Annotated in this window: 27 protein-coding genes; 16 read left to right on the forward strand and 11 right to left on the reverse strand. The window is 70.9% G+C overall.

The genetic code is table 11. The features are described 5' to 3' along the window. Nucleotides 1-116 precede the first annotated feature (116 nt). From ESP57_RS13005 to paaZ, 5 genes are all read left to right on the forward strand, one after another. Complete coding sequence (locus ESP57_RS13005) at nt 117-1,226, forward strand: hypothetical protein (protein WP_129231881.1); 1,110 nt, start codon at nt 117-119, stop codon at nt 1,224-1,226. A gap of 155 nt (nt 1,227-1,381) precedes the next feature. Further along, a complete protein-coding gene (locus ESP57_RS13010) occupies nt 1,382-2,578 on the forward strand; it encodes an acetyl-CoA C-acyltransferase (RefSeq protein ID WP_129231882.1) in 1,197 nt (398 codons plus the stop codon). Further along, nucleotides 2,578-3,318: an enoyl-CoA hydratase/isomerase family protein gene (locus ESP57_RS13015; protein WP_129231883.1), complete on the forward strand. Its 741-nt coding sequence runs from the start codon at nt 2,578-2,580 to the stop codon at nt 3,316-3,318. Before ESP57_RS13010 ends, ESP57_RS13015 begins: the two co-directional genes overlap by 1 nt. Then, entirely contained in the window at nt 3,315-4,184 is an 870-nt protein-coding gene (locus tag ESP57_RS13020; protein ID WP_129231884.1) for a 3-hydroxyacyl-CoA dehydrogenase family protein, read from the forward strand. Before ESP57_RS13015 ends, ESP57_RS13020 begins: the two co-directional genes overlap by 4 nt. An 11-nt stretch (nt 4,185-4,195) precedes the next feature. Further along, the gene (gene paaZ, locus ESP57_RS13025) at nt 4,196-6,295 is read left to right on the forward strand and encodes a phenylacetic acid degradation bifunctional protein PaaZ (protein WP_129231885.1); all 2,100 of its coding nucleotides are present in this window, start codon (nt 4,196-4,198) and stop codon (nt 6,293-6,295) included. Nucleotides 6,296-6,535: 240 nt separating this feature from the next. Here paaZ and ESP57_RS13030 read toward each other — a convergent pair whose 3' ends face one another. Next, the gene (locus tag ESP57_RS13030) at nt 6,536-8,689 is read right to left on the reverse strand and encodes a RecQ family ATP-dependent DNA helicase (RefSeq protein ID WP_129231886.1); all 2,154 of its coding nucleotides are present in this window, start codon (nt 8,687-8,689) and stop codon (nt 6,536-6,538) included. A gap of 146 nt (nt 8,690-8,835) precedes the next feature. Between ESP57_RS13030 and ESP57_RS13035 the strand changes: the two genes are divergently transcribed. From ESP57_RS13035 to ESP57_RS13055, 5 genes are all read left to right on the forward strand, one after another. Further along, nucleotides 8,836-9,075, forward strand: coding sequence for a hypothetical protein (locus ESP57_RS13035; protein ID WP_056011788.1), 240 nt, complete (start codon nt 8,836-8,838; stop codon nt 9,073-9,075). Nucleotides 9,076-9,114: 39 nt separating this feature from the next. Next, nucleotides 9,115-9,495, forward strand: coding sequence for a hypothetical protein (locus ESP57_RS13040; protein ID WP_115960573.1), 381 nt, complete (start codon nt 9,115-9,117; stop codon nt 9,493-9,495). 132 nt (nt 9,496-9,627) lie between these two features. Next, nucleotides 9,628-10,209 carry a TetR/AcrR family transcriptional regulator gene (locus ESP57_RS13045; RefSeq protein ID WP_129231887.1) on the forward strand — a complete coding sequence of 194 codons (582 nt, stop codon included), beginning with the start codon at nt 9,628-9,630 and terminating at the stop codon, nt 10,207-10,209. 8 nt (nt 10,210-10,217) lie between these two features. Next, a complete protein-coding gene (locus tag ESP57_RS13050) occupies nt 10,218-10,943 on the forward strand; it encodes an ABC transporter ATP-binding protein (protein ID WP_243648524.1) in 726 nt (241 codons plus the stop codon). Continuing rightward, nucleotides 10,940-11,704: an ABC transporter permease gene (locus ESP57_RS13055; RefSeq protein ID WP_129231889.1), complete on the forward strand. Its 765-nt coding sequence runs from the start codon at nt 10,940-10,942 to the stop codon at nt 11,702-11,704. Before ESP57_RS13050 ends, ESP57_RS13055 begins: the two co-directional genes overlap by 4 nt. An 87-nt stretch (nt 11,705-11,791) precedes the next feature. On the opposite strand, the gene ESP57_RS13060 is transcribed toward ESP57_RS13055, so the two are convergent. The 4 genes from ESP57_RS13060 to paaI form a co-directional block, all read right to left on the reverse strand. Next, nucleotides 11,792-12,169: a SpoIIAA family protein gene (locus tag ESP57_RS13060; protein WP_056011776.1), complete on the reverse strand. Its 378-nt coding sequence runs from the start codon at nt 12,167-12,169 to the stop codon at nt 11,792-11,794. Next, on the reverse strand, nt 12,166-12,807 hold the full coding sequence (locus ESP57_RS13065) for a TetR/AcrR family transcriptional regulator (RefSeq protein ID WP_129231890.1): 642 nt from the start codon (nt 12,805-12,807) through the stop codon (nt 12,166-12,168). The genes ESP57_RS13060 and ESP57_RS13065 overlap by 4 nt, the downstream gene beginning before the upstream one ends. Before the next feature lie 99 nt (nt 12,808-12,906). After that, nucleotides 12,907-14,166, reverse strand: a complete 1,260-nt coding sequence (gene paaK, locus ESP57_RS13070) for a phenylacetate--CoA ligase PaaK (protein WP_129232170.1) — start codon at nt 14,164-14,166, stop codon at nt 12,907-12,909. A gap of 97 nt (nt 14,167-14,263) precedes the next feature. Continuing rightward, a complete protein-coding gene (gene paaI, locus ESP57_RS13075) occupies nt 14,264-14,674 on the reverse strand; it encodes a hydroxyphenylacetyl-CoA thioesterase PaaI (RefSeq protein ID WP_115960589.1) in 411 nt (136 codons plus the stop codon). A gap of 117 nt (nt 14,675-14,791) precedes the next feature. On the opposite strand from paaI, the gene paaA reads away from it, so the two are divergent. The 6 genes from paaA to ESP57_RS13105 are packed head-to-tail and all read left to right on the forward strand — an operon-like array spanning nt 14,792 to nt 19,531. Further along, the gene (gene paaA / locus ESP57_RS13080) at nt 14,792-15,775 is read left to right on the forward strand and encodes a 1,2-phenylacetyl-CoA epoxidase subunit PaaA (RefSeq protein ID WP_115961559.1); all 984 of its coding nucleotides are present in this window, start codon (nt 14,792-14,794) and stop codon (nt 15,773-15,775) included. Continuing rightward, the gene (gene paaB / locus ESP57_RS13085; RefSeq protein ID WP_056011764.1) at nt 15,775-16,080 is read left to right on the forward strand and encodes a 1,2-phenylacetyl-CoA epoxidase subunit PaaB; all 306 of its coding nucleotides are present in this window, start codon (nt 15,775-15,777) and stop codon (nt 16,078-16,080) included. The genes paaA and paaB overlap by 1 nt, the downstream gene beginning before the upstream one ends. Next, nucleotides 16,077-16,946: a 1,2-phenylacetyl-CoA epoxidase subunit PaaC gene (paaC, locus tag ESP57_RS13090; RefSeq protein WP_129231891.1), complete on the forward strand. Its 870-nt coding sequence runs from the start codon at nt 16,077-16,079 to the stop codon at nt 16,944-16,946. Before paaB ends, paaC begins: the two co-directional genes overlap by 4 nt. 53 nt (nt 16,947-16,999) lie before the next feature. After that, nucleotides 17,000-17,500 carry a 1,2-phenylacetyl-CoA epoxidase subunit PaaD gene (paaD, locus tag ESP57_RS13095; protein WP_129232171.1) on the forward strand — a complete coding sequence of 167 codons (501 nt, stop codon included), beginning with the start codon at nt 17,000-17,002 and terminating at the stop codon, nt 17,498-17,500. Beyond that, the gene (gene paaE / locus ESP57_RS13100) at nt 17,500-18,696 is read left to right on the forward strand and encodes a 1,2-phenylacetyl-CoA epoxidase subunit PaaE (RefSeq protein WP_082571460.1); all 1,197 of its coding nucleotides are present in this window, start codon (nt 17,500-17,502) and stop codon (nt 18,694-18,696) included. The genes paaD and paaE overlap by 1 nt, the downstream gene beginning before the upstream one ends. A 49-nt stretch (nt 18,697-18,745) precedes the next feature. Further along, nucleotides 18,746-19,531 carry an enoyl-CoA hydratase/isomerase family protein gene (locus tag ESP57_RS13105; protein ID WP_129231892.1) on the forward strand — a complete coding sequence of 262 codons (786 nt, stop codon included), beginning with the start codon at nt 18,746-18,748 and terminating at the stop codon, nt 19,529-19,531. 153 nt (nt 19,532-19,684) lie between these two features. Here ESP57_RS13105 and mnhG read toward each other — a convergent pair whose 3' ends face one another. From mnhG to ESP57_RS13135, 6 genes are read right to left on the reverse strand one after another with little or no spacing between them, the layout of a single operon-like run. Further along, nucleotides 19,685-20,038 carry a monovalent cation/H(+) antiporter subunit G gene (gene mnhG / locus ESP57_RS13110; RefSeq protein WP_074259783.1) on the reverse strand — a complete coding sequence of 118 codons (354 nt, stop codon included), beginning with the start codon at nt 20,036-20,038 and terminating at the stop codon, nt 19,685-19,687. Continuing rightward, nucleotides 20,035-20,307, reverse strand: a complete 273-nt coding sequence (locus ESP57_RS13115) for an MrpF/PhaF family protein (protein WP_056013261.1) — start codon at nt 20,305-20,307, stop codon at nt 20,035-20,037. The genes mnhG and ESP57_RS13115 overlap by 4 nt, the downstream gene beginning before the upstream one ends. Next, entirely contained in the window at nt 20,304-20,906 is a 603-nt protein-coding gene (locus tag ESP57_RS13120) for a Na+/H+ antiporter subunit E (RefSeq protein ID WP_243648525.1), read from the reverse strand. The genes ESP57_RS13115 and ESP57_RS13120 overlap by 4 nt, the downstream gene beginning before the upstream one ends. Beyond that, entirely contained in the window at nt 20,903-22,483 is a 1,581-nt protein-coding gene (locus ESP57_RS13125) for a Na+/H+ antiporter subunit D (RefSeq protein WP_207904546.1), read from the reverse strand. The genes ESP57_RS13120 and ESP57_RS13125 overlap by 4 nt, the downstream gene beginning before the upstream one ends. After that, complete coding sequence (locus tag ESP57_RS13130; RefSeq protein WP_056011754.1) at nt 22,480-22,983, reverse strand: Na(+)/H(+) antiporter subunit C; 504 nt, start codon at nt 22,981-22,983, stop codon at nt 22,480-22,482. The genes ESP57_RS13125 and ESP57_RS13130 overlap by 4 nt, the downstream gene beginning before the upstream one ends. Next, the gene (locus ESP57_RS13135) at nt 22,980-26,033 is read right to left on the reverse strand and encodes a Na+/H+ antiporter subunit A (RefSeq protein ID WP_129231893.1); all 3,054 of its coding nucleotides are present in this window, start codon (nt 26,031-26,033) and stop codon (nt 22,980-22,982) included. The genes ESP57_RS13130 and ESP57_RS13135 overlap by 4 nt, the downstream gene beginning before the upstream one ends. Nucleotides 26,034-26,129 lie beyond the last annotated feature (96 nt).

A 26,129-nucleotide genomic window follows, 5' to 3' on the forward strand; every position in this document is an offset into this window, starting at 1 on the left:
TGACCTGAACGGCCGAGAGCCCGTGTCCGGTGGTGTGAATCGCCTGGACACGGGCCTTCGTCGTCGCCCGGGACATCCCTGAATCGGCGCGCTCGCACGGCCACTAGGCTCACGCCATGCGCCTCATCACCGGCGGGATCGCCGCAGCCGCCCTCGTCCTGCTCCTCACCGGCTGCGTGGCACCGGCGCCCGCGCCGACGCAGACTCCGGTCGCCGAGCCGACGCCGGTCGAGACGGCACCGGCGGGGCCCCTGATGTGCGGTGACCTCGTCGCGGATGCGAACCTCGCAGCGGTGATGACGGGCAGTGATGGCGTCGCGCCCGATCCCGTGCGGGCGATCCGGCCGTCCGACGCGTTCAGCGCGGTGGAACTCGCGGCAGCGGGCGGTCTCGGGTGCTCCTGGCGCGTCGGAGCGGCTCCGACGACGATCTATGCAGGGGGCGACGACCTCGCGTACCTCTCCATCGACGTGCTGCCGGGTGCCGCCGCGCAGTGGCAGCCGGCGTGGGCGGGCGATGCGCCCTCCGATCAGACGCTCGCCGTCGGTGCCATCGAGGCGTCGACCGCCGTGGGTGAATCCGGCTGGCAGCTCACCGCCCCGGTCGGCGATGCCTGGGTCGCCATGCGCCTGACCGCGTCCGGGCTCGGCACGACGGGCAGCCGCTACGACGGCATCTCGCCAGAGGAGATGCTGTCCCGCCTCGCCGGGGTCGCCGAGACGACCTTCGCGGCCGTGGAGGGCGCGACCGCCGAACAGCTCGCCTTCCCCGCGGCGGCATCGCAGCGACAGGGCGACGCCGTCTGCAACGGCGGCCTCGATCCGCAGGGCATCGGGATGGCGCTCGGCACGACGTACACCGAGACCGAGGTCGAGGATCCGACGACCCGCGCCCCGCAGTCGTTCGATGCCGCGGTCGCGGCGGCGGCTCGCTCCTACTCGTGCGACTACCTGAACGACACCGAGCGCGGGCCGCACATCGCCGTCGTGCACGGTGCGGGCCAGTTCTTCGACCTGCTCGGGCAGGCCGACGTCTCGACGGCGTTCGGCCCGCTCGACCTCTCGACCGTCGCGGGTGCGAGCGGCGGCGATGCCGCCATCGTGGCGCTCGTGACCGACGGTCCCGCCTCACCCGTGCTGATGCGGGTCGGCGACTCCGTGTACCTGATCCAGAGCAAGGACGGGGCGGCGTCGGTCGCCGAAGCGGTGATCGCGCAGATCCGCTGAGACCCTCTCGAACGGGCCGGGTGGCGCCCGGGACATCCGTTTGCCATAATTACTTCCTGAACGGTCGGTCACTAATTCCGACCGAGCGGATGCCACGCACCCTGCCTACGCTGGGTGCAGCGTTCCATCGCAGACAGTGCAGTCAGGAGTGGACCATGGCCGAGGCCTACCTCGTCGGAGGCGTTCGCACGCCCGTCGGCCGCTACGGCGGGGCGCTCGCCGGAGTGCGGCCCGACGATCTCGCGGCCCTCGTCGTCGGTGAGCTCGTGCGACGCACCCGGCTCGACCAGGCCGGCGAGCTCGGCGCGATTGACGAGGTGATCCTCGGGGCGGCCAATCAGGCGGGCGAAGACAACCGCAACGTCGCCCGCATGTCGGTGCTGCTCGCGGGCCTGCCCGACGAGGTGCCCGGCATCACGGTCAATCGGCTCTGCGCCTCGGGCATGTCGGCCATCACGATGGCCGCGCAGGCGATCCGGGCCGGCGACGCCGACCTCATCATCGCCGGCGGCGTCGAGTCGATGACCCGCGCGCCCTGGGTGCAGGCCAAGCCCGATCGCGCGTGGGCGAAGCCGGGCGCCGCCTACGACACCTCCATCGGCTGGCGTTTCCCGAATCCGAAGCTCGTCGCCCGCGACAAGGCGACCTTCTCCATGCCCGAGACCGCTGAAGAGGTCGCTCGCGTCGACGGCATCACCCGCGACGAGGCCGATGCCTTCGCGCTCCGCTCGCAGCAGCGAGCAGCTGCCGCGATCGCCGCGGGCCGGTTCGAGGCCGAGATCGTGGGGGTGCCGACGCATCGCGGCGAGGTGCTCGTCGACGAGGGCCCGCGGCCCGAGACCACGCTCGAGGCACTCGCCGGGCTGCGCCCGGTCGTGCACGGCGGTTCGGTCGTCACGGCGGGCAACTCGAGCGCGCTGAACGACGGCGCGTCGGCGATCCTCGTCGCGAGCGCGGCCGCCGTCGAACGCTACGGGCTCACCCCGCGCGCCCGCGTCGTCGTCGGATCGTCGGCGGGGCTGCCGCCCGAGATCATGGGCCTCGGCCCGGTGCCCGCGACCGAGAAGGCGCTCGAGCGCGCCGGCATCGACCTCGACGACATCGGCTCGGTCGAGCTCAACGAGGCGTTCGCGACGCAGTCGATCGCTTCGATGCGCCGCCTCGGGCTGGACCCCGAGCGTGTGAACGCCGACGGGGGAGCGATCGCCCTGGGGCATCCGCTCGGTTCGTCGGGCTCGCGCCTCGTCGTGACGCTGCTCGGCCGCATGGAGCGCGAGCAGTCGCGCTACGGGCTCGCGACGATGTGCGTCGGCGTCGGCCAGGGCAGCGCGCTCATCGTGGAGCGCGTCTGATGGGCGCGGATCCGCTCCTCGTCGAGCGTCGCGACGACCGGGTGATCGCCACGCTCAACCGGCCCGAGAAGCGCAACGCGATCGACCAGGCGACGATCGATGCCCTCCACCTCCTGTGCGCCGAGCTCGAGGCGATCCCGCGCACCCTCATCCTCACGGGCGCCGGCGGCGTCTTCGCCTCGGGCGCCGACATCGCCGAGCTCCGCGAACGGCGAGCGGATGACGCGCGCGCGGGCATCAACGCGAACGCGTTCGTGCGTCTCGCGCTGCTGCCGATGCCCGTGATCGCCGCCCTCGACGGGTACGCGCTCGGCGGCGGCGCAGAACTGGCGTACGCCGCCGACATCCGCATCGCGACGCCCGAGTTGAAGATCGGCAACCCCGAGACGGGTCTCGGCATCATCGCCGCGGCAGGCGCGAGCTGGCGGCTGAAGGAGATCGTCGGCGACGCCCGGGCGATCGAACTGCTGCTCACTGGGCGCACGGTCACCGCGGCCGAGGCGCTCGCGATCGGGCTCGTGAGCGAACTGCACCCGGCCGACGAATTGCTCGCCGCCGCGCACGCCATCGCCGATCGCATCGCCCGCAACGACCGTGCGGCGACGATCGCGACGAAGCGCGTGTTCCGCGCACCGCGCGACGCGCACCCCGCCGTCGACCTCGAGGAACAGGCCGTGCTCTTCGAGAGCCCCGAGAAGATCCGCCGCATGACCGAGTTCCTCGAGAGGAAGCAGCAGTGAACGAGACCGACACGGGAGCACCGGCCGACGTCGGCGTGCTCGGCGGCGGGCGCATGGGCGCCGGCATCGCGCACGCCTTCCTGCTCGCGGGTTCGCGAGTCACCGTCGTCGAGCGCGACGCCGAGGCTGCTGCGGCGGCCTCGACCCGGGTGCTCGACTCCGTCGCGGCATCCGTCGCCCGCGGCACCGCCGACGACGACGAAGCGGCGATCGCCGCCCGCTTCGCCACCTCGACGGAGGTCGCCGACTTCGCCCGCTGCGACCTCGTCGTCGAGGCCGTGCCCGAAGACCTCGAGCTGAAGATCGACGCCCTCACTCGCGTCGAGGCCGTGCTCGCGCCGGGCGCAGCGCTCGCCTCGAACACCTCGTCGATCTCGATCGACCAGCTCGCGGCCCTGCTCGACCGGCCGTCTCGGTTCCTCGGCCTGCACTTCTTCAATCCCGTGCCGGCATCGACGCTCGTCGAGATCGTGCGCGGCGACGTGACCGACAGTCCGCTGGTCGAGCAGGCTCGCGGGTGGGTGCACGCCATCGGCAAGACGCCGATCGTCGTCGCGGATGCCCCGGGCTTCGCCTCCTCGCGACTCGGCGTCGCGCTCGGGCTCGAGGCGATCCGCATGCTCGAAGACGGCGTCGCCTCGGCGGAGGACATCGACGCGGCGATGAGCCTCGGCTACAAGCATCCGATCGGCCCCCTGCGCCTGACCGACATCGTCGGGCTCGACGTGCGACTCGGCATCGCCGAGTACCTCTCCTCGACGCTCGGCGAGCGCTTCGCCCCACCCGCACTGCTGCGCCGCATGGTCGCCGAGGGCAAGCTCGGCCGCAAGACCGGCGAGGGCTTCTACCTCTGGGACGCCCCGTGAAAGGAACACCGATGAACACGATCCTGCCGAGCTACGTGAACGGCCAGTGGTGGACCCCTGCCCTTCGGGAGGCTCAGGACGAAATCGATGGGGCCGAGGTGCGAGACGCCTCGACCGGAGAGGTCGTCACTCGCGTCTCGACCGAGGGACTCGACCTCGGGGCTGCGCTCGACTACGCCCGCACGGTCGGGCAGGCCTCGCTCGGCGAGCTCACCTTCCACCAGCGCGCCGTGCTGCTCAAGCAGATGGCGCTCGCCCTCACCGAGCGGAAGGCTGAGCTCTACGAGCTCTCGGCGCGCACCGGCGCCACGAAGCAGGACTCGTGGGTCGACATCGACGGCGGCATCGGCGTGCTCTTCACGTACTCCTCGAAGGGGCGTCGCGAGATGCCGAACTCGAAGGTCTACGTCGACGGTGCGGTCGAACAGCTCTCGAAGGACGGTTCATTCCTCGGGCGGCATATCTACACCCGCCTGCCGGGCGTGGCGGTGCAGATCAACGCGTTCAACTTCCCGGTGTGGGGTTCCCTCGAGAAGTTCGCCCCGGCGTTCCTCGCCGGCGTGCCGACGCTCGTGAAGCCCGCGACGCCCACCGGCTACCTCGCGGAGGCCTTCGTGCGCATCCTCGTCGAGTCGGGACTCCTGCCCGAGGGCTCGCTGCAGCTCGTCTCGGGCAGCGTGCCGACGCTCTTCGACCACCTCCGCCTCGGCGACCTCGTCGCCTTCACCGGATCGGCGTCGACCGCCGAGAAGTTGCGCTCGCACGACTCGGTGCAGACCGGCGGCGTGCGGTTCACGAGCGAGACCGACTCGATCAACGCGAGCGTGCTCGGCACCGACGCCGTGGCGGGCACTCCCGAGTTCGATGCCTACGTGAAGCAGCTCGTCGCCGAGATGACGACGAAGGCGGGCCAGAAGTGCACGGCGATCCGCCGGGCGATCGTGCCCGAGGCATCCGTCGACGCCGTGATCGACGCGGTGCGCGCGCGCATCGCCGAGCGCGTCGTGCTCGGCGACCCGCGCGCGGAGGGCGTCACGATGGGGCCGCTCGCCTCCATCGCACAGCGCGACGAGGTGCTCCGCCAGGTCGGTCGCCTCGAGGCCGGCGGCGGCGAGCTCGTGATCGGTTCGACGGATGCCCCGGCGGTCACGCTCGCCGACGGCGCCACCGGCGAGGCATCCGACGGCGCGTTCGTCGCGCCCATGCTGCTTCGGTTCGCGGATGCCTCGAGCGCCGCGTTGCACGAGGTCGAGGCCTTCGGCCCGGTCTCGTCGATCCTCGGCTACGACACCACCGCCGAGGCGGCCGCCCTCGTGGCCCGTGGCGGCGGATCGCTCGTGACGAGCGTCGCGACCCACGATCCCGAGGTCGCCATCGCGCTCGCGACGGGCATGGCGGCGTACAACGGCCGGGTGCTCTTCCTCGACCGCGACGACGCCCGCTCGTCGACCGGCCACGGCTCGCCGCTGCCGAACCTCGTGCACGGCGGGCCCGGTCGTGCCGGCGGCGGCGAGGAGCTCGGCGGCATCCGCGCCGTGCTGCACCACATGCAGCGCACCGCCGTGCAGGGATCGCCCGAGATGCTCACCGCCCTCACCGGCGTGTGGCATGCAGGCGCCTCGTCGCAGCCCGGTGGTGAGCACCCGTTCCGCAAGTCGCTCGCCGAGCTGAAGATCGGCGATCAGGTCGTGAGCGCGTCGCGCACCGTGACGCTCGAGGACATCGAGACGTTCGCGCAGTTCACCGGCGACACGTTCTACGCGCACATGGATGAGGCCGCGGCATCCGCGAACCCGTTCTTCCCCGGTCGCGTCGCCCACGGTTACCTGCTCGTCTCGTGGGCCGCCGGACTCTTCGTCGACGCGGCGCCGGGGCCGGTGCTCGCGAACTCGGGCCTCGAGAACCTGCGCTTCGTGACACCGGTGTCGCCCGGCGACTCGATCCGCGTCGAGCTCACGGCGAAGCAGATCACGCCGCGCGAGACCGATGAGTACGGCGAGGTGCGCTGGGATGCGGTGCTGCGCAACCAGAACGACGAGCTCGTGGCGTCGTACGACGTGCTCACGCTCGTGGCGAAGGAGCTCGAGCCGGCCGAGAGCCCGACGTCGTGAGCGACGACGCGGTTCTGGCCGTGAGATGAGTCCCGGAACCGCAGGCCCGGTTGAGCGGCCGGGCGTGAAGCATCCTGACCGATCCTTCGAATCCGCCTGACCGATCCTTCGAATCCGTATGCCAGTTCCCCCTCATCGATGAGGGGGAACTGGCATACGGGATCTGGAACCACCCGCCATTTGGGACCACCGGCCGGTCGTCAGTGCGATCCGCTGCGCGAGTGCCAGCTGCGCGCCAGGTCACCCGCGCAGCGCGAGCACGAACGGCAGCACCTCGGCGGCGCCAGCCCGGCGGAGCTCGCGCGCGGCGATCGTGAGGGTCCAGCGGCTGTCGGCCTGGTCGTCGACGAGCAGCACGCCGCCCGACGGCACGTCGAGGCCGTCGGCCGAGAAACGGTCCCAGAGGCCGGCGAGCCGGAACGCGCTGTTGCCGCCGGGCTGACCGGTCGGGCCACCGTTCCGGAACTCGAGCGCGCCGAGGTAGGGGAGCCGCCCCACCTCCGCGAGGCCGCGGGCGAGGGAGTCGACGAGCTGTGGGCGCGAGCGCGACGGCATCGCCACGACGGCGACCGGGCGTTCGGCCCAGCCCCAGTCGGCGAGCACGCGAACGCACGCGGCGAGCACCTGCGGTGAGACGCGAGCGTCGGCCGCACCGGCCGCGAACAGCTCTCGCAGGGTGCCGCCCCACCCGAGATCGGTCAGCCGTGCCAGTGCGCGGCCCTCGCTCGCCTGCTCGGCCGGCGCGATGCGCCCCTTCACCGGTACGCCGAGACGGTCGGCGCCCGTCGGCCAGGCGCGGCGCGGTTCGACGGGCACACCGACGCGGTCGAGCGATTGAGCGGCGGTGGCCGTGGCGGATGCCGCGATCTCACGTGGGAACCAGATGCCCGCGCAGTTGTCGCACCGCCCGCAGGGCGCCGCTGTGTCGTCGTCGAGCGATCGCTGCAGGAACTCCATGCGGCATCCGTCGGTCTGCTCGTAGTCGATCATGTGCTGCTGCTCGGCGAGCCGCTCGGCGGCGATGCGCTCGTAGCGTTCGGCGTCGTAGACCCATGGCACGCCCGTGGCGACCCAGCCGCCCTGCACTCGACGCACCGCGCCGTCGACGTCGAGCACCTTGAGCAGCAGTTCGAGCGGGGTGCGGCGGATGTCGACCATCGCCTCGAGCGCCGGTGTGGAGACGGGCACGTCGGAGAGAGCGCCGATGACGCGCTCGGCTCGCTCTTGGTCGGGCATCGACGCGGTCGCGAAGTAGTGCCAGATCGCGGCGTCTTCGGTGCCGGGGAGCAGGAGCACGTCGGCGCTCTCGCTCGCACGGCCCGCGCGACCGACCTGCTGGTAATAGGCCACGGGCGACGACGGCGCGCCGAGGTGCAGCACGAAGCCGAGGTCGGGCTTGTCGAACCCCATGCCGAGCGCGCTCGTGGCGACGAGCGCCTTGACCTCGTTGCGCTTCAGCATGCCCTCGGACTCGGTGCGCTCGTCGGTGTCGGTCTGGCCCGTGTAGGCGCGCACCTCGTGCCCGCGTTCGCGCAGGAGGCGCGCGGTGTCGTTGGCGGCGGCGACCGTCAGTGTGTAGATGATGCCCGAGCCCGGCAGGTCGTCGAGGTGGCTGAGGAGCCAAGCCAGGCGGCTCGGTGAATCGGGGAGCCGCAGCACCCCGAGCCGGAGCGACGCCCGGGCGAGCGGCCCGCGGATCGTGAGGACCTCGGGGCCAGCAGCAGGCGGGGCCGCACCCCCGGCAGTGGTCTCGCCGTCGGCCGCGCCCGTGTCGAGCTGTTCCGCGACGTCGGCGACGACCCGGCTGTTCGCCGTCGCGGTCGTCGCGAGCACCGGCACCTCGGCGGGCATCTGCGAGATGAGGTCGCGGAGCCGCCGGTAGTCGGGACGGAAGTCGTGGCCCCAGTCGCTGATGCAGTGCGCCTCGTCGACCACGAGCATGCCGATGCGCCGCACGAGTGCGGGCAGCTGCTCTTCGCGGAACGCCGGGTTGTTGAGCCGCTCGGGCGAGACGAGCAGCACGTCGACCTCGTCGCGGTCGAGCTGTGCGAGCACATCTCCCCACTCGTGCGCGTTCGTCGAGTTGATGGCCACGGCCCGCACCCCGGCTCGCTCGGCAGCGGCGATCTGGTCGCGCATGAGGGCGAGCAGCGGCGAGACGAGCACCGTCGGCCCCGCGCCCTGCCGTCGCAGCAGCAGCGTCGCGACGAAGTACACGGCCGACTTGCCCCACCCGGTGCGCTGCACGACGAGCGCACGGCGGCGGCCCTCGACGAGCGCCTCGATCGCCTCGAACTGCCCGTCGTGGAACTCGGCGTCGTCGCGCCCGACGAGTTCGCGCAGGGCGGCAAGGGCCGCGGATCGGGTGTCGGCGGGCGGCGCTGCGAGGGTCATGCCCCCACTCTGGCGCACGCGACCGACAAGCGGCTGGGCGAGTCTGCGTGCCACCTCAGACGGCGAGCCGAGGAATAGGGCGATCTCCGGATGTCCCGCCCCCGCCTTAGCGAGGAGTCTCTACTCAGACACACAGGAGCAGACACATGTTGATCTCGGAAATCGCCTTTCCCCACCTCGTCGCCGCGAACGACGATCGCATCGCCCGCGACCTCGAGCGCCGCAGGGTCGCGCTGGAGCGCACTGCCGAAGCGGCCGAAGCGGCTGCGGTCGAGGCTCGTGCCGCCGTGACGGCCACGGCGCCGGCGGCGACGACCGGTCGAGCGCCGCGCCACGCGGCATCCCGCCGGCATCTGACGAACCGGATGCCGCGCCCCGCGGCCTGATCGCTTGACGGCGGCCCTCGCGCCCACCACCCTGAACCCATGAGCGAAACGACGCGTGCAGCGACTCGTGGTGCGGCCTTCTGGATCTGCTACGCGGTCACGGTCATCAGCGCGGGGGTGAGCGTCACCTACTCGGTGCTCTCCGTGATCGACGGCGGGCTCGAGGCGAGCGATGCGCTCTACGCGACCTCGCGCAGCGTGGCACTCGTCGTGATGGCACTCGTGGCGCCGATGTTCCGATCCGACGCGGGCCTGCTCGCCATCGCGGTGGCGATGACCATCGTGCAGGGCATCGACTCGTTCATCGGTGCGGTGCAGGGCGACGTGGCCAAGACCGTCGGCCCGGCGGTGCTGTGCATCGTGACGATCGTCGCCGCGACGTTCCTCGCCCGCAGCGACCGCATCCGCAGCGAGGACTGAACCGGACCCGACGAGTCGATGTCAGCCGAGCCGCTCGTCCACGCGGTTCGAGTTCGGCATGCGCAGACCGAGAGCCCTGACTCCGCGCCTCCGGAACTTGCGTCCGAAAATGTTAGCTACTAACATTATGGCGTGACCAGTTCCGCGGATGGCCCGGCGCAGCGCCCCTCCAAGCGCGAGCGCACCCTCGCGGCACTCGTCGAGGCAGGGCTCGAGCTGTTCGAACAGCAGGGCTACGAAGCGACGACCGTCGCCCAGATCGCCCGCGCCGCCGGCGTCACCGAGATGACCTTCTTCCGCTACTTCGCGGCGAAGGAGCACCTCCTGCTCGACGACCCGTACGACCCGGTGCTCATCGCGGCGATCGGCGCCCAGCCGCGCAGCGACCCGCCGTTCCTCCGCGCCGCTCGCGGGATTCGGGCAGCGTGGCGAGCGCTGCCCGAACCCGAGACGCCGGTGATCCGGCGGCGGGTGCGAATCGCCGCTCGAACCCCCGCGCTGCGAGGCGCGACGTGGCGTTCGACGGGCAACACCGAGCGGGCGATCGTCGAGCAACTGGTGACGGATGGTGCGGAACCCGAGGTCGCCGGTGTGGCGGCGGCATCCGTGCTCGCCGCCCTCGTAGCCGGCCTGTTCGCCTGGGCCGAACACGAGACGCAAACCCTCGCCGAAGCGATCGAGCGCGCCCTCGACGTGATTGACGTGGCATCATGAGCGCGCCAGTGCAACGCCTCGATGTGCGCGGGATCGTGCGCGAGTTCTCGGGCGGAGCCGGCGTGCACGGCATCGACCTCGCCATTGCGCCAGGAGAGATCCACGCGATAGTGGGGCTCAACGGTGCGGGCAAGACCACGCTCATGCGGCTCGTGCTCGGGATGCTCCGGCCGGAAGCGGGAACCGTCAGCATCGACGGGGTGCACCTGCACGATGCACCTGCGGCGTTGTGGGCCGGAGTGGGGCAGCTGGTGGAGCATCCGCTCGCCTACGCCGAACTCGACGGCCGGTCGAACCTCGTCGTCGCCGCACGCCTGCACGGCATCGGGCGGCGGCACGCCGGCGAGGTCGCCGACCGGGCCATCGCGGAGTTCGACCTCGCCCGGTATGCCGAGGTGCGGGCCAGCCGCCTCTCGCTCGGCAACCTCCAGCGGGTCGGGCTCGCGGCCGCTCTCCAGCACGAGCCGCGGCTCGTCGTGCTCGACGAGCCGACGAACGCGCTCGATCCGGCGGGGGTGATCCTGCTCCGCGAAGCGCTCCTGCGTCGAGCCGCGGCGGGCGCCGGCATCCTCGTGTCGAGCCACCACCTCGACGAGGTCGCGCGCATCGCCGACCGCATCACCGTGATCAACGCCGGTCGCGCGATCGGCGCACTCGACCCTGCGGGCATCGATCTCGAGCGGGCGTTCTTCGCGATGCTGCACGCCGACGACCTCGAACGGCCGGCGGCATGAGCGCCCTGTTCGGCACCGCGGTGGCCGTCGAGGCGCAGAAGGCGCTCGCGTCGCGGGTCATGATCTCCATCGCCGCGCTCGTCGTCGGCGGCATCGCCGTGCTCTCCGTGGGCATGCTGCTCGGCGCGGCGACGGGCGACGAGCAGATCCTCGCGAAGATGGGCCCACTCGCGGGCGTCGGCGGGTGGGCCGGGCTCGTGGGCGTCGTCGCGCAGATCACCGCCGCCGGCGGAGTGGTGGCGTTCGGCGTGGCGCTCAGCTGGATGTTCGGCCGCGAGTTCGCCGACGGAACCGTCGGCGGTCTCTTCGCCCTCCCGGTGCGTCGCTCGACGATCGCCCTCGCGAAGCTCACGGTGTACTTCATGTGGGCCGTCGGCGTTGCCATCCTGCTCGCTGCGGTGGTCGCGGTCATCGGCCTCGCGCTCGGCTACGGCTCGACGGATGCCACGGGCCTCGGCGAGCTCGTGCGCATCCCGGTACTCGTGGTGCTGACCGCACTCCTCTGCGTGCCGGCGGCGTGGGTCGCCACCATCGGACGAGGGCTGCTCCCCGGCATCGGCGCGACGGTCGTGCTCGTGGTGATCGCGCAGGTCTTCGCGGTCATCGGCATCGGCGAGTGGGTGCCGCTCGTGGCGCCGGCGCTCTGGGCGATCACGCCCGATGCCGTGCCGGTCGCGAGTCTCTTCCTGGTGCCGTCGGTGCCGCTCGCGTTCGGGGTGCTGTGCGCACTGGCGTGGTCGCGCCTGCAGCTCGACCGCTGAGGTGGCGCCGGTCGAGTGCTGAGCGCCGGCGAGCGAATCGAGACCCTGCGCGTGTGGGTCTCGATACGCGCCCTCCTTCGTGGAGCGCTATTCGACGGGAGGGTACTCCGCCGCCCAGTCGATCGCCGCGCGCTCCTCACCGAGCGGGAACACGCGGAAGCCGCCCGGCACGAGGCCGCCGAACGCCGTCGCCACACCGGCGAGCACGTCGTGGTCGGTCACGATCGCCGCGCGACCCCAGCTCGACAACGGCAGGCCGACGAGCTTCGCGTCCTCCCACATGGCGCCGAGCGAGAGGTGGTCGAAGTCGTCGCCCAGCACGGCCACCACGTTGACGTGCTCATGCTCGGCGAGCACGGCTTCGATCGCGGGAACGAGCACGGCGCGGTAGTCGGCGGCATGGATGGTGCCGATGGCCCGGAACCCGATGACGCCCTCGGGCAGGTCGGCGATCGGCTCGATCATGCCGGACCCCGTTCGATGAGTTCCTCGATGCGGTTCGACGTCGGCATGCGCAGTCCGTCGAGGGCGATCGCGATCACGTCGCCGGCGAGCCGGTCGGCATCCTCCTTGCCGCCGGGCCGGTACCACTCGACGATCGAGTTGATCATGCCGAAGGCGAGGCGGGCGACGACGCTCGGGTCGATGTCGGAGCGGAGGCTGCCCTCGGCCTGCGCGTCCTCGACGAGCGAGGTGACGGCCCGGTCGAATGCGCGCCGACGCGCGAGGGCACGCCGCTCGACCTCGGTGTTGCCGCGCACGCGCAGCAGGAGCGTCACCGACGGCAGCTTCTCGACGAGAACATGCACGGCGCCGCCGAGCACCGCCTCGAGACGATCGGCGGCGCGGCCCCGTGTGGCAGCGGATGCGCCGAGCACTCCCTCGAGGGCGCTGAGGGCGTCGTCGAGGGCCCGCTCGAGGATCTCGTCCTTCGAGGCGAAGTGGTGGTAGATCGCCGACTTCGACAGGCCCAGGCGGTCGGCGAGCACGCCCATCGAGGTCGCGTCGTAGCCGTACTGGTTGAAGGCGGCGACGGCGACGTCGAGGATCCCCTGCTGGTCGTACCCGGGGCGCCCGCGTCGAAGTGAACCGTTGTCAGACATCGCCCTCATCTTCGCATCCGCCTGCGCCGAGAGGACGCAACTCGTCGCTTCGACGCCGGTATTGCGACAACTGGCGTCGTCTCGAGGCAGCCGCGGTGCTCATTGGCCGCGCAGGTCGTAGACCCGCTTGTACTTGCCCTCGCTGCGGGGGAGGGCTCCCGGCTCCTCCAGTTGCACGGCGACGGTCGAGCCGATGCCCTCCTTGATGCGCTTGGCGAGCACGACCGTGGCGGCCTGGCAGACCTCGACCGAGAGGTCGGGGTGCCGCTCGATGCGCACGGTCATGTCGTCCATGGTGCCGGTGCGGCGCAGCTCGAGGATGAAGTGCGGCGTGAGCTGCTCGATGCCGAGCACGATCTCCTCGATCTGCGTGGGGAAGAGGTTCACGCCGCGCAGGATGATCATGTCGTCGTTGCGGCCCGTGATCTTCTCGATGCGGCGCATGCCGGGCCGGGCGGTGCCGGGCAGCAGGCGCGTGAGGTCGCGCGTCCGGTACCGGATCACCGGGAACGCCTCCTTCGTGAGCGAGGTGAAGACGAGCTCGCCCATCTCGCCGTCGGCGAGCTGGGCGCCCGTGTCGCCGTCGATGATCTCGGGCAGGAAGTGGTCCTCCCAGAGGTGCGGGCCGTCCTTCGTCTCGAGGCACTCGTTGCCGACGCCGGGGCCCATGACCTCGCTGAGGCCGTAGATGTCGAGCGCATCGATGCCGAGGCGCTGCTCGAGCTCGTGCCGCATCTCGTTCGTCCACGGCTCGGCGCCCAGCACGGCGACCTTCAGCGAGGTCGAGCGCGGGTCGATGCCCTGCTCGACCATGCAGTCGGCGATCGTCAGCAGGTAGCTCGGCGTGCAGAGGATCGCGTCGGGCTCGAAGTCGAGGATGAGCTGCACCTGGCGCGCGGTCTGGCCGCCCGACATCGGGATGACGGTCGCGCCGAGCTTCTCGATGCCGGCGTGCGCCCCGAGGCCGCCGGTGAAGAGCCCGTAGCCGTAGGCGTTGTGCACCTTCATGCCGGGCCGGATGCCGCTGGCCCGAAGAGACCGCGCGATGAGCGTCGCCCAGCGGTCGAGGTCGCCCTTCGTGTAGCCCACGACGGTCGGCCTGCCCGTGGTGCCGCTCGAGGCGTGGATGCGGGCGACCTGCTCCATCGGCACGGCGAACATGCCGAACGGGTAGGTCTGGCGCAGGTCCTCCTTGGTCGTGAACGGCAGCTTCACGACGTCGGCGAGCGAGCGGATGTCGCGGGGGTGCACTCCGGCGTCGTCGAACTTCTTCGTGTAGAGCGGCACGTTCTCGTAGGCGTGCTGCACGGTCTGCCGCAGTCGCTCGAGCTGGAGCGCCTCGACCTCGGCGCGGGACATCCGCTCTTCGGGGTCGAGGGCTTCGGGTGCCGCCGGAGCGAGGCCGGAGATGGAGGGGGAGGTGGTCGTCGTCGACACGGTGGCTCCTGGTGGCGGGTCAGATGGTGCGGTTGGTGGAGATCGAGCGGCCGCGGAACTCGGCCACGGCGTCGCCCTGGTCGTCGACGACCGTGACGTCGTAGAGGCCGGTGCGGCCGCTGCGGGCGCGGCGGCGGGCCGTCGCCGTGAGGGTCTGCCCGACGACCGTGGACTTCAGGAAGGTGATGTCGGCCCCCGCCGCCACGGTGATCGTGTGGTCTTCGTTGCAGGCGATGGCGAAGGCGGTGTCGGCGAGCGTGAAGACGAAGCCGCCGTGGGTGATGTGGAAGCCGTTCGTCATGTCGTCGCGCACCCGCATCGAGACGACCGCGTGGCCCGGCTCGTCGACCTCGACGATCATGCCGAGGGCCGCTGAGGCCTGGTCGCGCTGCATCATTGCGCGAGTGGGAGTGGTCGCGGCATCCGCCATGTGAAGCTCCTCGTCGAGTTCATGCGTTCGCGCGCCGTTGCTGTGGCGCTCGAGATGACTATATACTAACTGAACGATCGGTTAGTAATGCCGAGTCCAGAGACACAGGAGTCGACGATGACCTCTCCAGCAGACCTCAGCGTGGTCGATCCGGAGCTCTCCGCCGAGGAGGCCCGGTTCGCCGACCTCATCGCCGCCGACTCCCGCATCGAACCTCGCGACTGGATGCCCGATGCGTACCGCAAGACGCTGATCCGGCAGATCAGCCAGCACGCGCACTCCGAGATCATCGGCATGCAGCCCGAGTCGAACTGGATCACGCGCGCCCCGAGCCTCAAGCGCAAGGCGATCCTCATGGCGAAGGTGCAAGACGAAGCGGGCCACGGGCTCTACCTCTACTCGGCGGCGCAGACCCTCGGCATCACGCGTGAAGAGATGATGGACCAGCTCATCACCGGTCGCGCGCGCTACTCGTCGATCTTCAACTACCCGACGCCGACGTGGGCCGACATGGGGGCCATCGGATGGCTCGTCGACGGCGCCGCGATCTGCAACCAGGTGCCGCTCTGCCGCGCCTCGTACGGGCCGTACGGCCGGGCGATGGTGCGCATCTGCAAAGAGGAGTCGTTCCACCAGCGGCAGGGGTTCGAGATCCTGCTCGAGCTCATGCAGGGCACCGACGCCCAGCGGCAGATGGCGCAGGACGCCGTGAACCGCTGGTATTGGCCCGCGCTGCAGATGTTCGGCCCGCCCGACGACCAGTCGCCCAACTCCGCGCAGTCGATGGCGTGGAACATCAAGCGCTTCTCGAACGACGAACTGCGCCAGCGCTTCGTCGGCATGCTCGTGCCGCAGGCCGAGGTCATGGGTGTGACGCTGCCCGACCCGAACCTGCGCTTCAACGAGGAGACCGGCGAGTACGACATGAGCGAGATCGACTGGACCGAGTTCGAAGAGGTGCTCGCCGGGCGCGGCCCGGCGAACGCCGAGCGCATCCGCCGACGCCGCGAGGCCCACGAAGACGGCGCCTGGGTACGCGAGGCTGCGCACGAGTACGCCCGCAAGCAGGCCGAGCGCGAGCTCGCAGGGGCGGTGGCGTGATGTCGACACCCGGTGAGATCGGCACCGAGGCCTGGCCCCTCTGGGAGGTCTTCGTGCGCGCCAATCGCGGCCTCTCGCACGTGCACGTCGGGTCGCTCCACGCGCCCGACGCCGACATGGCCGTGCGCAATGCACGCGACCTCTACACCCGTCGCAACGAGGGCATCTCGATCTGGGTCGTGCCCGCCGACGCGATCACCACGAGCGACCCCGACGCGAAGGGCGCCTTCTTCGAGAGCCCGGCCGGCAAGAACTACCGTCACGCGGTCTACTACACGAAGAGCGAAGGGGTGAAGCACCTGTGAGCGGCGCCGACCTCGACCCGCACGGCGACGTCCACGGCGACGTCTCCGTCGACCGCCTCGCGCTCGCCGACGAGCTCGCGGGCACCGCCGCTGACGGCAGCACGGCGGTCGCATCAGAGGATGCCGCGGAGTATGCACTGCGCCTCGGCGACGACGCCCTCGTGCTCGCCCAGCAGCTCGGCATGTGGATCGCCCGCGCGCCCGAGCTCGAAGAGGACGTCGCGCTCGGCAACATCGCCCTCGACCTCATCGGGCACGCCCGCTCGCTGCTGCACTACGCCGGCACCGCGAGCGGCCGAAGCGAGGACGACCTCGCCTACTGGCGGGATGAGCCCGAATGGCGCAACGCCTGGCTCTTCGAGCAGCCGAACGGCGACTTCGCCCACACGATCGCGCGTCAGCTCGCGGCATCCGTCTACCTGTTCGAGCTGTACGCGCGACTCGTCGACTCGGCCGACCCGACGCTCGCGGCGATCGCCGCGAAGTCGGTGAAGGAGGTCGACTACCACCGCGACCACGCGACGCAGTGGGTCCTGCGGCTCGCGGGCGGCACGGAGGAGTCGCGTCGCCGCATGCTTCTCGCGATCATCGACGTCTGGCCCTACGTCGACGAGCTGTTCGACGACGACGAGCTCGTCGAGCGCCTCGCCGCGGCAGGGATCGCGGTGCTGCCGTCGACGCTGCGCCCGGCGTTCGACGCCGTCATCGATGAGGTCTTCGCCGAGGCCGCGCTCGAGCGCCCGGCCGGTCGCACCGCGTTCATCGCCTCGGGCGGCGGGCGTCGCGGCAGCCACACCGAGCACCTCGGGCCGCTCCTCGCCGAGATGCAGGTGCTCGCCCGAGCCCACCCGGGGGCGTCGTGGTGACCGCGGCAGTGGCGCAGCGCGCCGAGGCATCCGCTGCATCCGTCGCCCGGCCGGTGCCGAGCGACCCGGCCTCCGCGCGCGTGTGGGAGGTCGCGGCGACCGTGACGGACCCCGAGATCCCCGTGCTCACGATCGAAGACCTGGGCGTGCTGCGCTCGGTCGAGATCGGCGACGACGGCGCCGTTCGCGTGCAGCTGACGCCGACGTACAGCGGATGTCCCGCGCTCGACGCCATGCGCGACGACGTGCTGCTCGCGCTCACGCACGCCGGGTACGACGACGTTCGCGTCGATCTCGTGCTCGCACCCGCGTGGACCACCGACTGGATGAGCGAAGCGGGCAAGGAGAAGCTGCGCACCTACGGCATCCAGGCGCCGACCGGCAGCGCCGCCGCCCGCCCGGCCGGACCCGTGCGCGTGCAGCTCGCCGTGAAGTGCCCCCGTTGCGACTCGCTCAACACCCGCGAACTCGCCCGCTTCGGCTCGACGTCGTGCAAGGCCCTCTACGAGTGCCGCGACTGCCTCGAGCCGTTCGACTACTTCAAGGTGCTCTGATGGCCGCCCGCAACCTGGGGTCGACGGCGACCCCGACGGCGACGTCGGCGGATGCCGCCGTCGCTTCGGCGTTCCTGCAGAGCACGGTCGGCGGCGAGCACGTCGCCAAGCGCCGACGTGCGCGCTTCCACTCGCTCGAGGTCGCCGAGGTGCGCCCGCTCACGGCCGATGCCGTCGAAGTCACCTTCGCCGTGCCCGACGAGCTTGCCGACGACTACACCTACCTGCCCGGCCAGTACGTCGCGCTCCGCAAGGACTTCGACGGGCACGAGCTGCGACGCAGCTACTCGATCTGCCGCCCGCCGGTACGCGGCAGCGTCTCGGTCGCGATCAAGCGCGACCTCGGCGGACTGTTCTCGACGTGGGCGAACACCGAGCTCGTCGCCGGCGACCGGCTCGACGTGATGAGCCCGCAGGGCACCTTCACCTCCACCCTCGACGCGCTCGACGGCAAGCACGTCGTCGGCATCGCTGCGGGGTCGGGCATCACCCCGCTCATGGCGCTCGCCCACACGGTACTGTCGCGCTCCGCGACATCCGAGTTCGAGCTCGTCTACACGAACCGCTCGACGCTCGACGTGATGTTCCTCGAGGAGCTCGCCGAGCTGAAGGACCGATACCCGTCGCGACTCGCGCTGCACCACGTGCTCTCGCGCGAGCAGCGCACGGCGCCGCTCCTGTCGGGGCGCATCGACGCCGAGAAGCTCGACCGCATGCTCGACGTGCTCATTCGCCCCGAGACGGTCGACGAGTGGTTCCTCTGCGGCCCGTTCGAGCTCGTGCAGCTCGCCCGCGACACGCTCGAAGCGCGCGGGGTTCCCGCCAAGCACGTGCGCTACGAACTCTTCACGACCGACGCCGACCGGGTCGAGCCGCGCCACGGCCGCCCGGTCGTGGTCGAGCGCGGCGAGCCGACGGTCGCGATCGAGTTCACGCTCGACGGCCAGTCGACGAGCGTCGAGAGTCCCGTGAGCGCGAACGAGTCGATCCTCAACGCGGCCCTGCGCGTGCGGCCCGATGTGCCGTTCGCGTGCGCCGGGGGAGTGTGCGGCACGTGCCGTGCGCGCGTCATCGAGGGCAGCGTCGCCATGACCGAGAACTACGCCCTCGAACCCGACGAGCTCGAGCGCGGCTACGTGCTCACCTGCCAGTCGCACCCCAAGTCCGACCGGGTCGTCGTCGACTACGACGTCTGACGCCGATACCCTGCGAACGGGTCGATGGAGACCCCGCGAACGGAGCATCATGATCGAACTCACCGTGACCGACGGCGTGGCCGAGGTCGTGCTGAACGCCCCTGAGAAGCTCAATGCGCTCGACGAATCGGCGATCGGAGAGCTCGCAGCGGCCTACGCCGAAGCCGAGCGGATGGCGCAGGCCGGCGACATCCGCGCGCTCGTGCTGCGCGGCGAGGGGCGCGCCTTCTGCGCCGGTCGCGACATCTCGGGCGTCGACCCGCGCGAGGACGACGTGCTCGGCTACCTCGGCGGCCTCGTCGAGCCGCTCCTGCAGCGTATGGCCGGCATCGCCGTGCCGACGTTCGCGGTCGCGCACGGCGCGTGCCTCGGTGTGGGACTCGGTCTGCTCATCGCCTCCGACATCGTCTACGTCGCCGACACCGCGAAGATCGGCTCGCCGTTCGCGAACCTCGGCGCGACGCTCGACTCGGGTGGCCACGCCCTCTTCGTCGAGCGACTCGGCGCGCACCGCACCCTGGATCTCATCGTCACCGGCCGGCTCATGTCGGGCGCCGAAGCGGTCGCGGCCGGCCTCTTCTCGCAGGTCTTCGCCGCCGACGAGGTGACGGATGCCACCCGCTCCGCGGCCCGCGCCGCGGCATCCGGGGCCACCCAGGCCTTCATCGCCTCGAAGCGCCTCGTCGCCGCGCTTCGCGACGACCGGCTCGGACTCTGGGCGTCGATGGCCGAGGAGAACCGCGCGCAGGCCGCCCTCTGCGACACCGCCGACTACCGTGAGGGCTTCGCGGCGTTCCAGGAGAAGCGCAAGCCCGAGTTCACCGGGCGCGGCTGAGCCCTGCACTTCAATTCGGGCTGGCGTGCCGGGGTTCTGAATCGGTTGACGTTCCTGATTCGGGTATGCCAATTCCCCCTCATCGATGAGGGGGAACTGGCATACCGAACAGCGGGATGCACGTGTTGCGAGGTGCGGCTTCTGCCCTGCCGGTCAGCGACCCGTCTGATCGTGCTCGGCGATGTCGCGGTCGAGGTCGTCTTCGATGAGTAGATCGCGGCGCACGTGATCGCTGCGGTACGCCGAGCGGCCGAGCATGTGCGCGGTCATCGGCTGGGTGAGCAGCTGGAACGTCATCACGAGCACCACGGTGGTGAGTACGCCCCATGTCGGCACCTGGACGACGATCGCGACGAGCACGGTCGCGAGGCCCAGCACCTGCGGCTTCGTCGCGGCGTGCAGCCGGGTCAGCACGTCGGGGAAGCGCACGATGCCGATGCCCGCGGCCATCGAGAGGAACGCGCTCACCAAGATGAGCAGCCCGACAGCGATCTCGGCCGCGCTCACGAGGCATCCTGCTTCGCCATGAACCGTGCGATCGAGATCGAGCCGACGACCGCGAACATCGCGAGCACGAGCATGACCACGAGGGTGTCGGTGTGCTTGTTGATCGCCATCTCGGCGCCGAGCGCGCAGATCGCGATGGCGAGCAGTACGTCGGTCGCGAGCGCCCGGTCGAGGATCGACGGCCCGCGGATGATGCGGTAGACGGCGGCGAGCGCGCCGATGCCGAACATGATGCCCGCCAGCAGGCTGACGATCTGGAGGAAGGTCATGAGTCCGATCCCTTCGACTTCGGGCTGAGCGCACGGCGTTCGCGACGGGCCTCGCGCACCGAGACGGCCTGGGCGTGGCTGCCGATCGCGAGCACGATGCGCTCCTCGGTGCCGAGCACGGCGCTGCGCACTCGATCGATGTCGGCCTGGGTGCGGGTGCCGAGGGCGTGCAGGTAGAGCAGCCCGCGCTCGCGGTCGATGTCGACGACGACCGTGCCCGGCACGACCGAGATGGCCTCGGCCGTCAGGGTCGTGACGAGGTCGGAGCGGGTCAGCAGTTGCACGGCGATGATCGAGTTCATCGGCTTCCAGCGCGAGTCGATCGCGAGCACCGCGACCTGCAGCGACGCGACGGTCACGTCGAACATCATGCGGAGGCCGAGCAGGAGGCCCCGCCACGGGTTGAACCGGCCGCTCAGCAGCACGGGCGGCAGGTAGAGCACCCGGGTCACGCCGATCGCCAGCAGGATGCCGGTTACCACGGTGAGCACGGTGACCTGGTCCCAGAGGAACACCCACAGGAAGACGAGGGCGACGAGGAGCGGCAGCTGCCGCCAGACCGAGCGCCAGCGTGAGACATCCGCTGCAGCATGCGTCATCGGATGCCTCCCGGGAAGACGAGGGACACGTACGCACCGGCATCGAGGAGGTCTGCGGCGGCGCGACCGGTGAGCTCGAAGAGCGGGCCGGCGAACACCGTGAGGCAGACCGTGAGCATCACGAGCGCGCTCGTCGCGACGACCATGAGCACGGGCGTGGTGCGGGTCGCGGTGACCGTGGCGCCCTCGGGGGCCTCGAGCACGGAGCCGAGCAGCACCGACTCGTAGCCCTCGAGCTCGCGCCGGCCGCGCCAGAACGCCATGTTCCAGAAGCGGGTGAGCGCGTAGAGCGTGATGAGCGAGGTGACGGCGCCCGCGGCGATGACGATCCAGACGAGCCAGGCGTTCGCGGGATCGGCCGCGGCCTCCTCGCCGCCCGCGAGGAAGAGCCCGGTCTTGCCGAGGAAGCCGGAGAACGGCGGGATGCCGCCGAGGTTCAGTGCCGGGATGAAGAAGAGCACGCCGAGGAGCGGCGAGGCCTTCAGGAGGCCCGCGAGCCGGTTGATCGACGTCGCGCCGCCGAACCGTTCGATGAGACCGGTCGTGAGGAACAGGGTCGTCTGCACCGTGATGTGGTGCACGACGTAGTAGATGGTCGCCGTGTAACCGAGTTGCGACCCGAGCGCGATGCCGAAGATCATGTAGCCGATGTGGCTCACGAGCGTGAACGAGAGCAATCGCTTGATGTCGGCCTGGGTGAGCGCGCCGAGGATGCCGATGAGCATCGTGAGCCCGCCGATCACCATGAGCAGCACCGTGACGTCGCTCTCGGTGAAGATCACCGTCTCGGTGCGGATGATCGCGTAGACGCCGACCTTCGTGAGCAAGCCCGCGAACACGGCCGTGACGGGTGCCGGCGCCGTCGGGTACGAGTCGGGCAGCCAGAACGAGAGCGGGAACACCGCGGCCTTGATGCCGAAGGCGATGAGCAGCAGCAGGTGCAGCATGAGCTGCACGTCGCCCGGCAGCTCGGCGAGGCGCACCGAGAGCTGCCCGATGTTCACGGTGCCCGTTGCTCCGTAGATGAGGGCGATCGCGCTCAGGAAGAAGAGCGAGGAGACGAGGCTCACGATGATGTAGGTGACGCCCGCTCGGATGCGCTCGCCCGTGCCGCCGAGGGTGAGCAGCACGTAGCTCGCCGACAGCAGGATCTCGAAGCCGACGTAGAGGTTGAACAGGTCGCCCGCGATGAACGCGTTGAAGACTCCGGCCGACAGGATCAGGTACGAGGGGTGGAAGATCGACACCGGCGTCTCGCGATGCTGGTCGGCGATGCCCTGCCCGACCGAGTACACGAGCACGACGAGCAGCATGATCGCCGAGATGACGAGCATGATCGCCGAGAGCCGGTCGACGACGAGGGTGATGCCCCACGGGGCATCCCACCCGCCGATGTAGACGACGGCCGGGCCGTTCGCGTCGACCGAGACGAGCAGCACGGCGGCGATCACGGTGACCGCGGCGAGCACGCCGAGGCTCACGGTCATCTGGGCGCGGCGACGGCGGCCGAGGATCAGCGCGGTGGCCGCCCCCAGCAGGGGCAGCAGCACGACGAGGGGCACGAGCACGGCGGTCACCGCTTCGCCTCCTCATCGCGATCGCGGGCGGATGCCTCGAGCTCGAGGTCTTCGTCGGGTTCCTCGTCACTCGCGTCGATGAGGTCTTGGATGGCCTGGTCGTCGGCCGCCGAACTGCGGATGAGGTCGGCCGCCTCTTCGGCGTCTTCGGCGATCTCCGCCGCGTCGTCGACGAGGTCGCCCTCGGCACCGAGTTGCGCGAGCCACCAGGAGCGGTAGATCAGGGCGAGCATGAACGCCGTGATGCCGAGGTTGATGACGATGGCCGTGAGCACGAACGCCTGGGGGAGCGGGTCGGAGATCTCGTCGGGGTCGACGCCCTCGCCGAGGATCGGCGCGAGGCCCGGAGCGCCGCTCATGAGATAGATCAGGATGTTGACGGCGTTGCCGACGAGCAGGAAGCCGATGAGCACCCGAGTGAGGCTGCGCTCGAGCATGATCGAGACACCGGCGCCGAAGAGCACGGCCATGAGGATGACGAGGGTCAACGAGGCGGTCATGGGCGGGCCTCCTCGGGCTGCGGCAGGCGGGCGCCGTCGCGGTACTCGACGCCGTCGGCGTGCTCGACGCCTTCGTCGTGCTCGGCCGCGCCCTCGCCATCGCCGGTCGTGAAGTCGCCATCGCCGTCGTCGGCGGTCTGCCGCTCCTCCTGGCGGTCGACCTCGCCGCCGAGCGAGCGCAGGATGTCGAGCACGAGGCCGACGACCACGAGGTAGACGCCGATGTCGAAGAGCGTGGAGGTGCCGATCGAGATCGTGCCGAGCAACGGCACCTCGGTCTCGAACCAGGCGGACTCGAACACCGGGCCGCCGAAGAGCAGCGAACCCGCGGCGGTGCCGGCGGCGAGCAGCAGGCCCGTGCCGAGCAGGCGGCCCGCATCGACGGGGGCTGCCTCGCCGAGTTCGTAGCGGCCGCCCGCGAGATAGCGGGCGACGAGGGCGAGGCCGGCGAGCAGGCCGCCGGCGAAGCCGCCGCCGGGCGCGTTGTGCCCCACGAAGAGGAGGAAGACCGAGACGATGATCGCGGGGTGGAACAGCAGGCGCACGAGCACCTCGATGAGGATCGAGCGGTTGCGCGGCGAGATCGTGCGACCGGCCAGAAGCCAGGTCTGCCGGGTCTCGGCGGCCTCGCCCGCGGCATCCGTCTCGCCTGCGGTGTCGGCGAGGCTCGTGCGGGGTGCGCGGATCGACCAGGCGGGCTCGGGAACCGGTGTCAGCCGGTCGCGGCGATTGACGAGCCCCTCGACATGGTCGAGGCGCGGTGCGCCGCCGGTGCGGCCCGAGACGAAGATGAGGCTCGCGACGCCGGTCGCCACCGCGACGAGCACCGAGATCTCGCCGAGGGTGTCCCATGCGCGGATGTCGACGAGCATCACGTTCACGATGTTCTTGCCGTGCGCCTCGAGCGCGAGCGCCGGCAGGCCCTCGGCGATCGTCGGCTCGATGCGGGCGCCGAGGGCGACGAGGCCGAGCACGCCCATGACGATGCCGGCGAGGGCGCCGATGATGCCGCGCGCGAGCTTGTGCACCGGCGGGTTGCGCTGGGCGATCTGCTTCGGCAGGCGCCGCAGCACGAGGACGAACACGACGAGCACGATGGTCTCGACGAGGGCCTGGGTCAGCGCGAGGTCGGGCGCGCCCGACATGCCGAACAGCAGCACGAGGCCGTAACCGGTGACGCTCACGAGCAGCACCGCCGTCATGCGCTGGCGCACCGTCGCCGCGGCGATCGCGGCGACCGCCATGACGAAGGCGAGGAACGGCTGGGCGGGGTAGTCCCACAGGCGAATCTCGCTCGGCCACGAGGTGTTCAGGATCGAGAGCGTTCCGAGGCCGCCGATGAAGACCGCGACGATGATCGCGAGATAGCCGGGCAGGCCGCGCGACTGGATCGTCGTGGTGACCGTCGCGGCGAGCCGATCGACGATGGAGACGATGCCGAGGTAGCCGCGGGCGGAGTCGAGCACCGGCGCCACGGATGCCTGCAGGCGGGCGACTCGCTGACGGCCCCAGACCAGCAGCGCGCCGAGGGCGAAGACCACGGCCGAGATCGCGAGGGCAGGCTCGAGGCCGTGCCAGAGGGCGAGATGGTAGTCGTGGCTGCCGGGCAGTTCGTCGGCGTAGGCCGCGAGCAGCGGTTCGATGAACGTGATCGCGAAGGCCGCGACGATGCTCGCGCCGGCGAGGAGGCCGGGCGCGACCGCGATCGCGCGGCTCGGGGCGTGCAACGGGCAGTCCGCGACATCCTGCTTCGAGGAGAAGGCGCCCCAGACGAAGCGCACCGAGTAGGCGACGGTGAGCACCGAACCGGCGAAGGCCGCGATGAGGGCGATCCACGCCCAGGCGTCGCCCGCCACGACCGCGTCGAGGAACGCCGTGAACACGGCCTCCTTCGCGACGAAGCCGAGCAGCGGCGGCACGCCTGCCATCGACGCGGCCGCGACGATGCCGATCGTCGCGATCACGGGCATGCGCCGGCCGACGCCCGAGAGCTTCCGCCAATCGCGCGTGCCCGCCGCGTGGTCGACGATGCCGACGACCAGGAACAGGGTGGCCTTGAAGAGGGCGTGGGCCAGCAGCAGGGTGACGCCCGCGAGCGCCGCGTCGCGGGTGCCGAAGCCGGTGACCATGACGAGGAAGCCGAGCTGGCTCACGGTGCCGTAGGCGAGGAGCAGCTTCAGGTCGTACTGGCGCAGCGCCCGCCAGCCGCCGACGAGCATCGTGAGCGCACCGAGCCCGATGACGATCGGGTGCCACACCTCGAGGTCGGCGTAGCCGGGGGCGAGGCGGGCGACGAGATAGACGCCCGCCTTCACCATGGCGGCGGCGTGCAGGTAGGCGCTGACGGGGGTCGGCGCGGCCATCGCGGCCGGGAGCCAGAAGTGGAACGGCACGAGTGCGCTCTTGGAGATCGCGCCGAGCAGTACGAGCGCGATGGCCCACTCGCCGGCCGCGCCCGTGACGGGGTTCGCGATGAGCTCGGAGAGCGAGGTCGTGCCGCCGTCGACGGCGAGGATGACGAGGCCGACGAGCATCGCGAGCCCGCCGAACGTCGTGACCGTCAGTGCCTGCAGCGCGGCACCGCGGCTCTCTTTGCGACCGGTGTAGTGGCCGATCAGCAGGTAGGAGAGCACGCTCGTGGCCTCCCAGAACGTGAACAGGATGAACACGTCGTCGGCCGTGACGAGGCCGAACATGACGCCGGCGAAGGCGAGGAGGAGGGCCGCGAATCGGCCGAGCGCGGGCTCGTCGTCGGCGAAGTAGTGCATGCAGTAGAGCAGCACGAGGGCGCCGACGCCCGTGACGATGAGGGCGAGGAGGAGGGCGAGCGCGTCGAGCCGGAAGCTCAGCGCGATGTCGAGGGTGGGGATCCACGGCACGATCTCGACGACGGGGGTGCCGGCGAGGATGCCCGGCATCCAGGTGAGCAGCAGCACGAAGACGGCGGCGGGCAGCAGCGCGATGACGGCGAACACCCGGCGCCCGAGCCACTTCGTGAGCAGCGGCGTGACGAGCGCGGCAACCGCGAAGGCAGCGAGGCTGGCGATCATTCACCCTCCTCGCGCTCGCACCGTCCGCCCAGTTTATCGGCAGGCGGGTTTCACGCCCGAGGCGTGTCGTATGCCGAGAGCGGAATCCAGGGAGCC

The organism is Agromyces fucosus (genome assembly GCF_004134865.1).
Lineage (GTDB): Bacteria > Actinomycetota > Actinomycetes > Actinomycetales > Microbacteriaceae > Agromyces > Agromyces fucosus.

What these genes read in the sequence shown, in the direction of transcription:
- ESP57_RS13005 (WP_129231881.1), top strand. Translation starts at nt 117, where the DNA reads ATGCGCCTCATCACCGGCGGGATCGCCGCAGCCGCCCTCGTCCTGCTC.
- ESP57_RS13010 (WP_129231882.1), top strand. Translation starts at nt 1,382, where the DNA reads ATGGCCGAGGCCTACCTCGTCGGAGGCGTTCGCACGCCCGTCGGCCGC.
- ESP57_RS13015 (WP_129231883.1), top strand. Translation starts at nt 2,578, where the DNA reads ATGGGCGCGGATCCGCTCCTCGTCGAGCGTCGCGACGACCGGGTGATC.
- paaZ (WP_129231885.1), top strand. Translation starts at nt 4,196, where the DNA reads ATGAACACGATCCTGCCGAGCTACGTGAACGGCCAGTGGTGGACCCCT.
- ESP57_RS13030 (WP_129231886.1), bottom strand. Translation starts at nt 8,689, where the DNA reads ATGACCCTCGCAGCGCCGCCCGCCGACACCCGATCCGCGGCCCTTGCC.
- ESP57_RS13035 (WP_056011788.1), top strand. Translation starts at nt 8,836, where the DNA reads ATGTTGATCTCGGAAATCGCCTTTCCCCACCTCGTCGCCGCGAACGAC.
- ESP57_RS13040 (WP_115960573.1), top strand. Translation starts at nt 9,115, where the DNA reads ATGAGCGAAACGACGCGTGCAGCGACTCGTGGTGCGGCCTTCTGGATC.
- ESP57_RS13055 (WP_129231889.1), top strand. Translation starts at nt 10,940, where the DNA reads ATGAGCGCCCTGTTCGGCACCGCGGTGGCCGTCGAGGCGCAGAAGGCG.
- ESP57_RS13060 (WP_056011776.1), bottom strand. Translation starts at nt 12,169, where the DNA reads ATGATCGAGCCGATCGCCGACCTGCCCGAGGGCGTCATCGGGTTCCGG.
- ESP57_RS13065 (WP_129231890.1), bottom strand. Translation starts at nt 12,807, where the DNA reads ATGTCTGACAACGGTTCACTTCGACGCGGGCGCCCCGGGTACGACCAG.
- paaK (WP_129232170.1), bottom strand. Translation starts at nt 14,166, where the DNA reads ATGTCCCGCGCCGAGGTCGAGGCGCTCCAGCTCGAGCGACTGCGGCAG.
- paaI (WP_115960589.1), bottom strand. Translation starts at nt 14,674, where the DNA reads ATGGCGGATGCCGCGACCACTCCCACTCGCGCAATGATGCAGCGCGAC.
- paaA (WP_115961559.1), top strand. Translation starts at nt 14,792, where the DNA reads ATGACCTCTCCAGCAGACCTCAGCGTGGTCGATCCGGAGCTCTCCGCC.
- paaB (WP_056011764.1), top strand. Translation starts at nt 15,775, where the DNA reads ATGTCGACACCCGGTGAGATCGGCACCGAGGCCTGGCCCCTCTGGGAG.
- paaE (WP_082571460.1), top strand. Translation starts at nt 17,500, where the DNA reads ATGGCCGCCCGCAACCTGGGGTCGACGGCGACCCCGACGGCGACGTCG.
- ESP57_RS13105 (WP_129231892.1), top strand. Translation starts at nt 18,746, where the DNA reads ATGATCGAACTCACCGTGACCGACGGCGTGGCCGAGGTCGTGCTGAAC.
- ESP57_RS13115 (WP_056013261.1), bottom strand. Translation starts at nt 20,307, where the DNA reads ATGACCTTCCTCCAGATCGTCAGCCTGCTGGCGGGCATCATGTTCGGC.
- ESP57_RS13120 (WP_243648525.1), bottom strand. Translation starts at nt 20,906, where the DNA reads ATGACGCATGCTGCAGCGGATGTCTCACGCTGGCGCTCGGTCTGGCGG.
- ESP57_RS13130 (WP_056011754.1), bottom strand. Translation starts at nt 22,983, where the DNA reads ATGACCGCCTCGTTGACCCTCGTCATCCTCATGGCCGTGCTCTTCGGC.
- ESP57_RS13135 (WP_129231893.1), bottom strand. Translation starts at nt 26,033, where the DNA reads ATGATCGCCAGCCTCGCTGCCTTCGCGGTTGCCGCGCTCGTCACGCCG.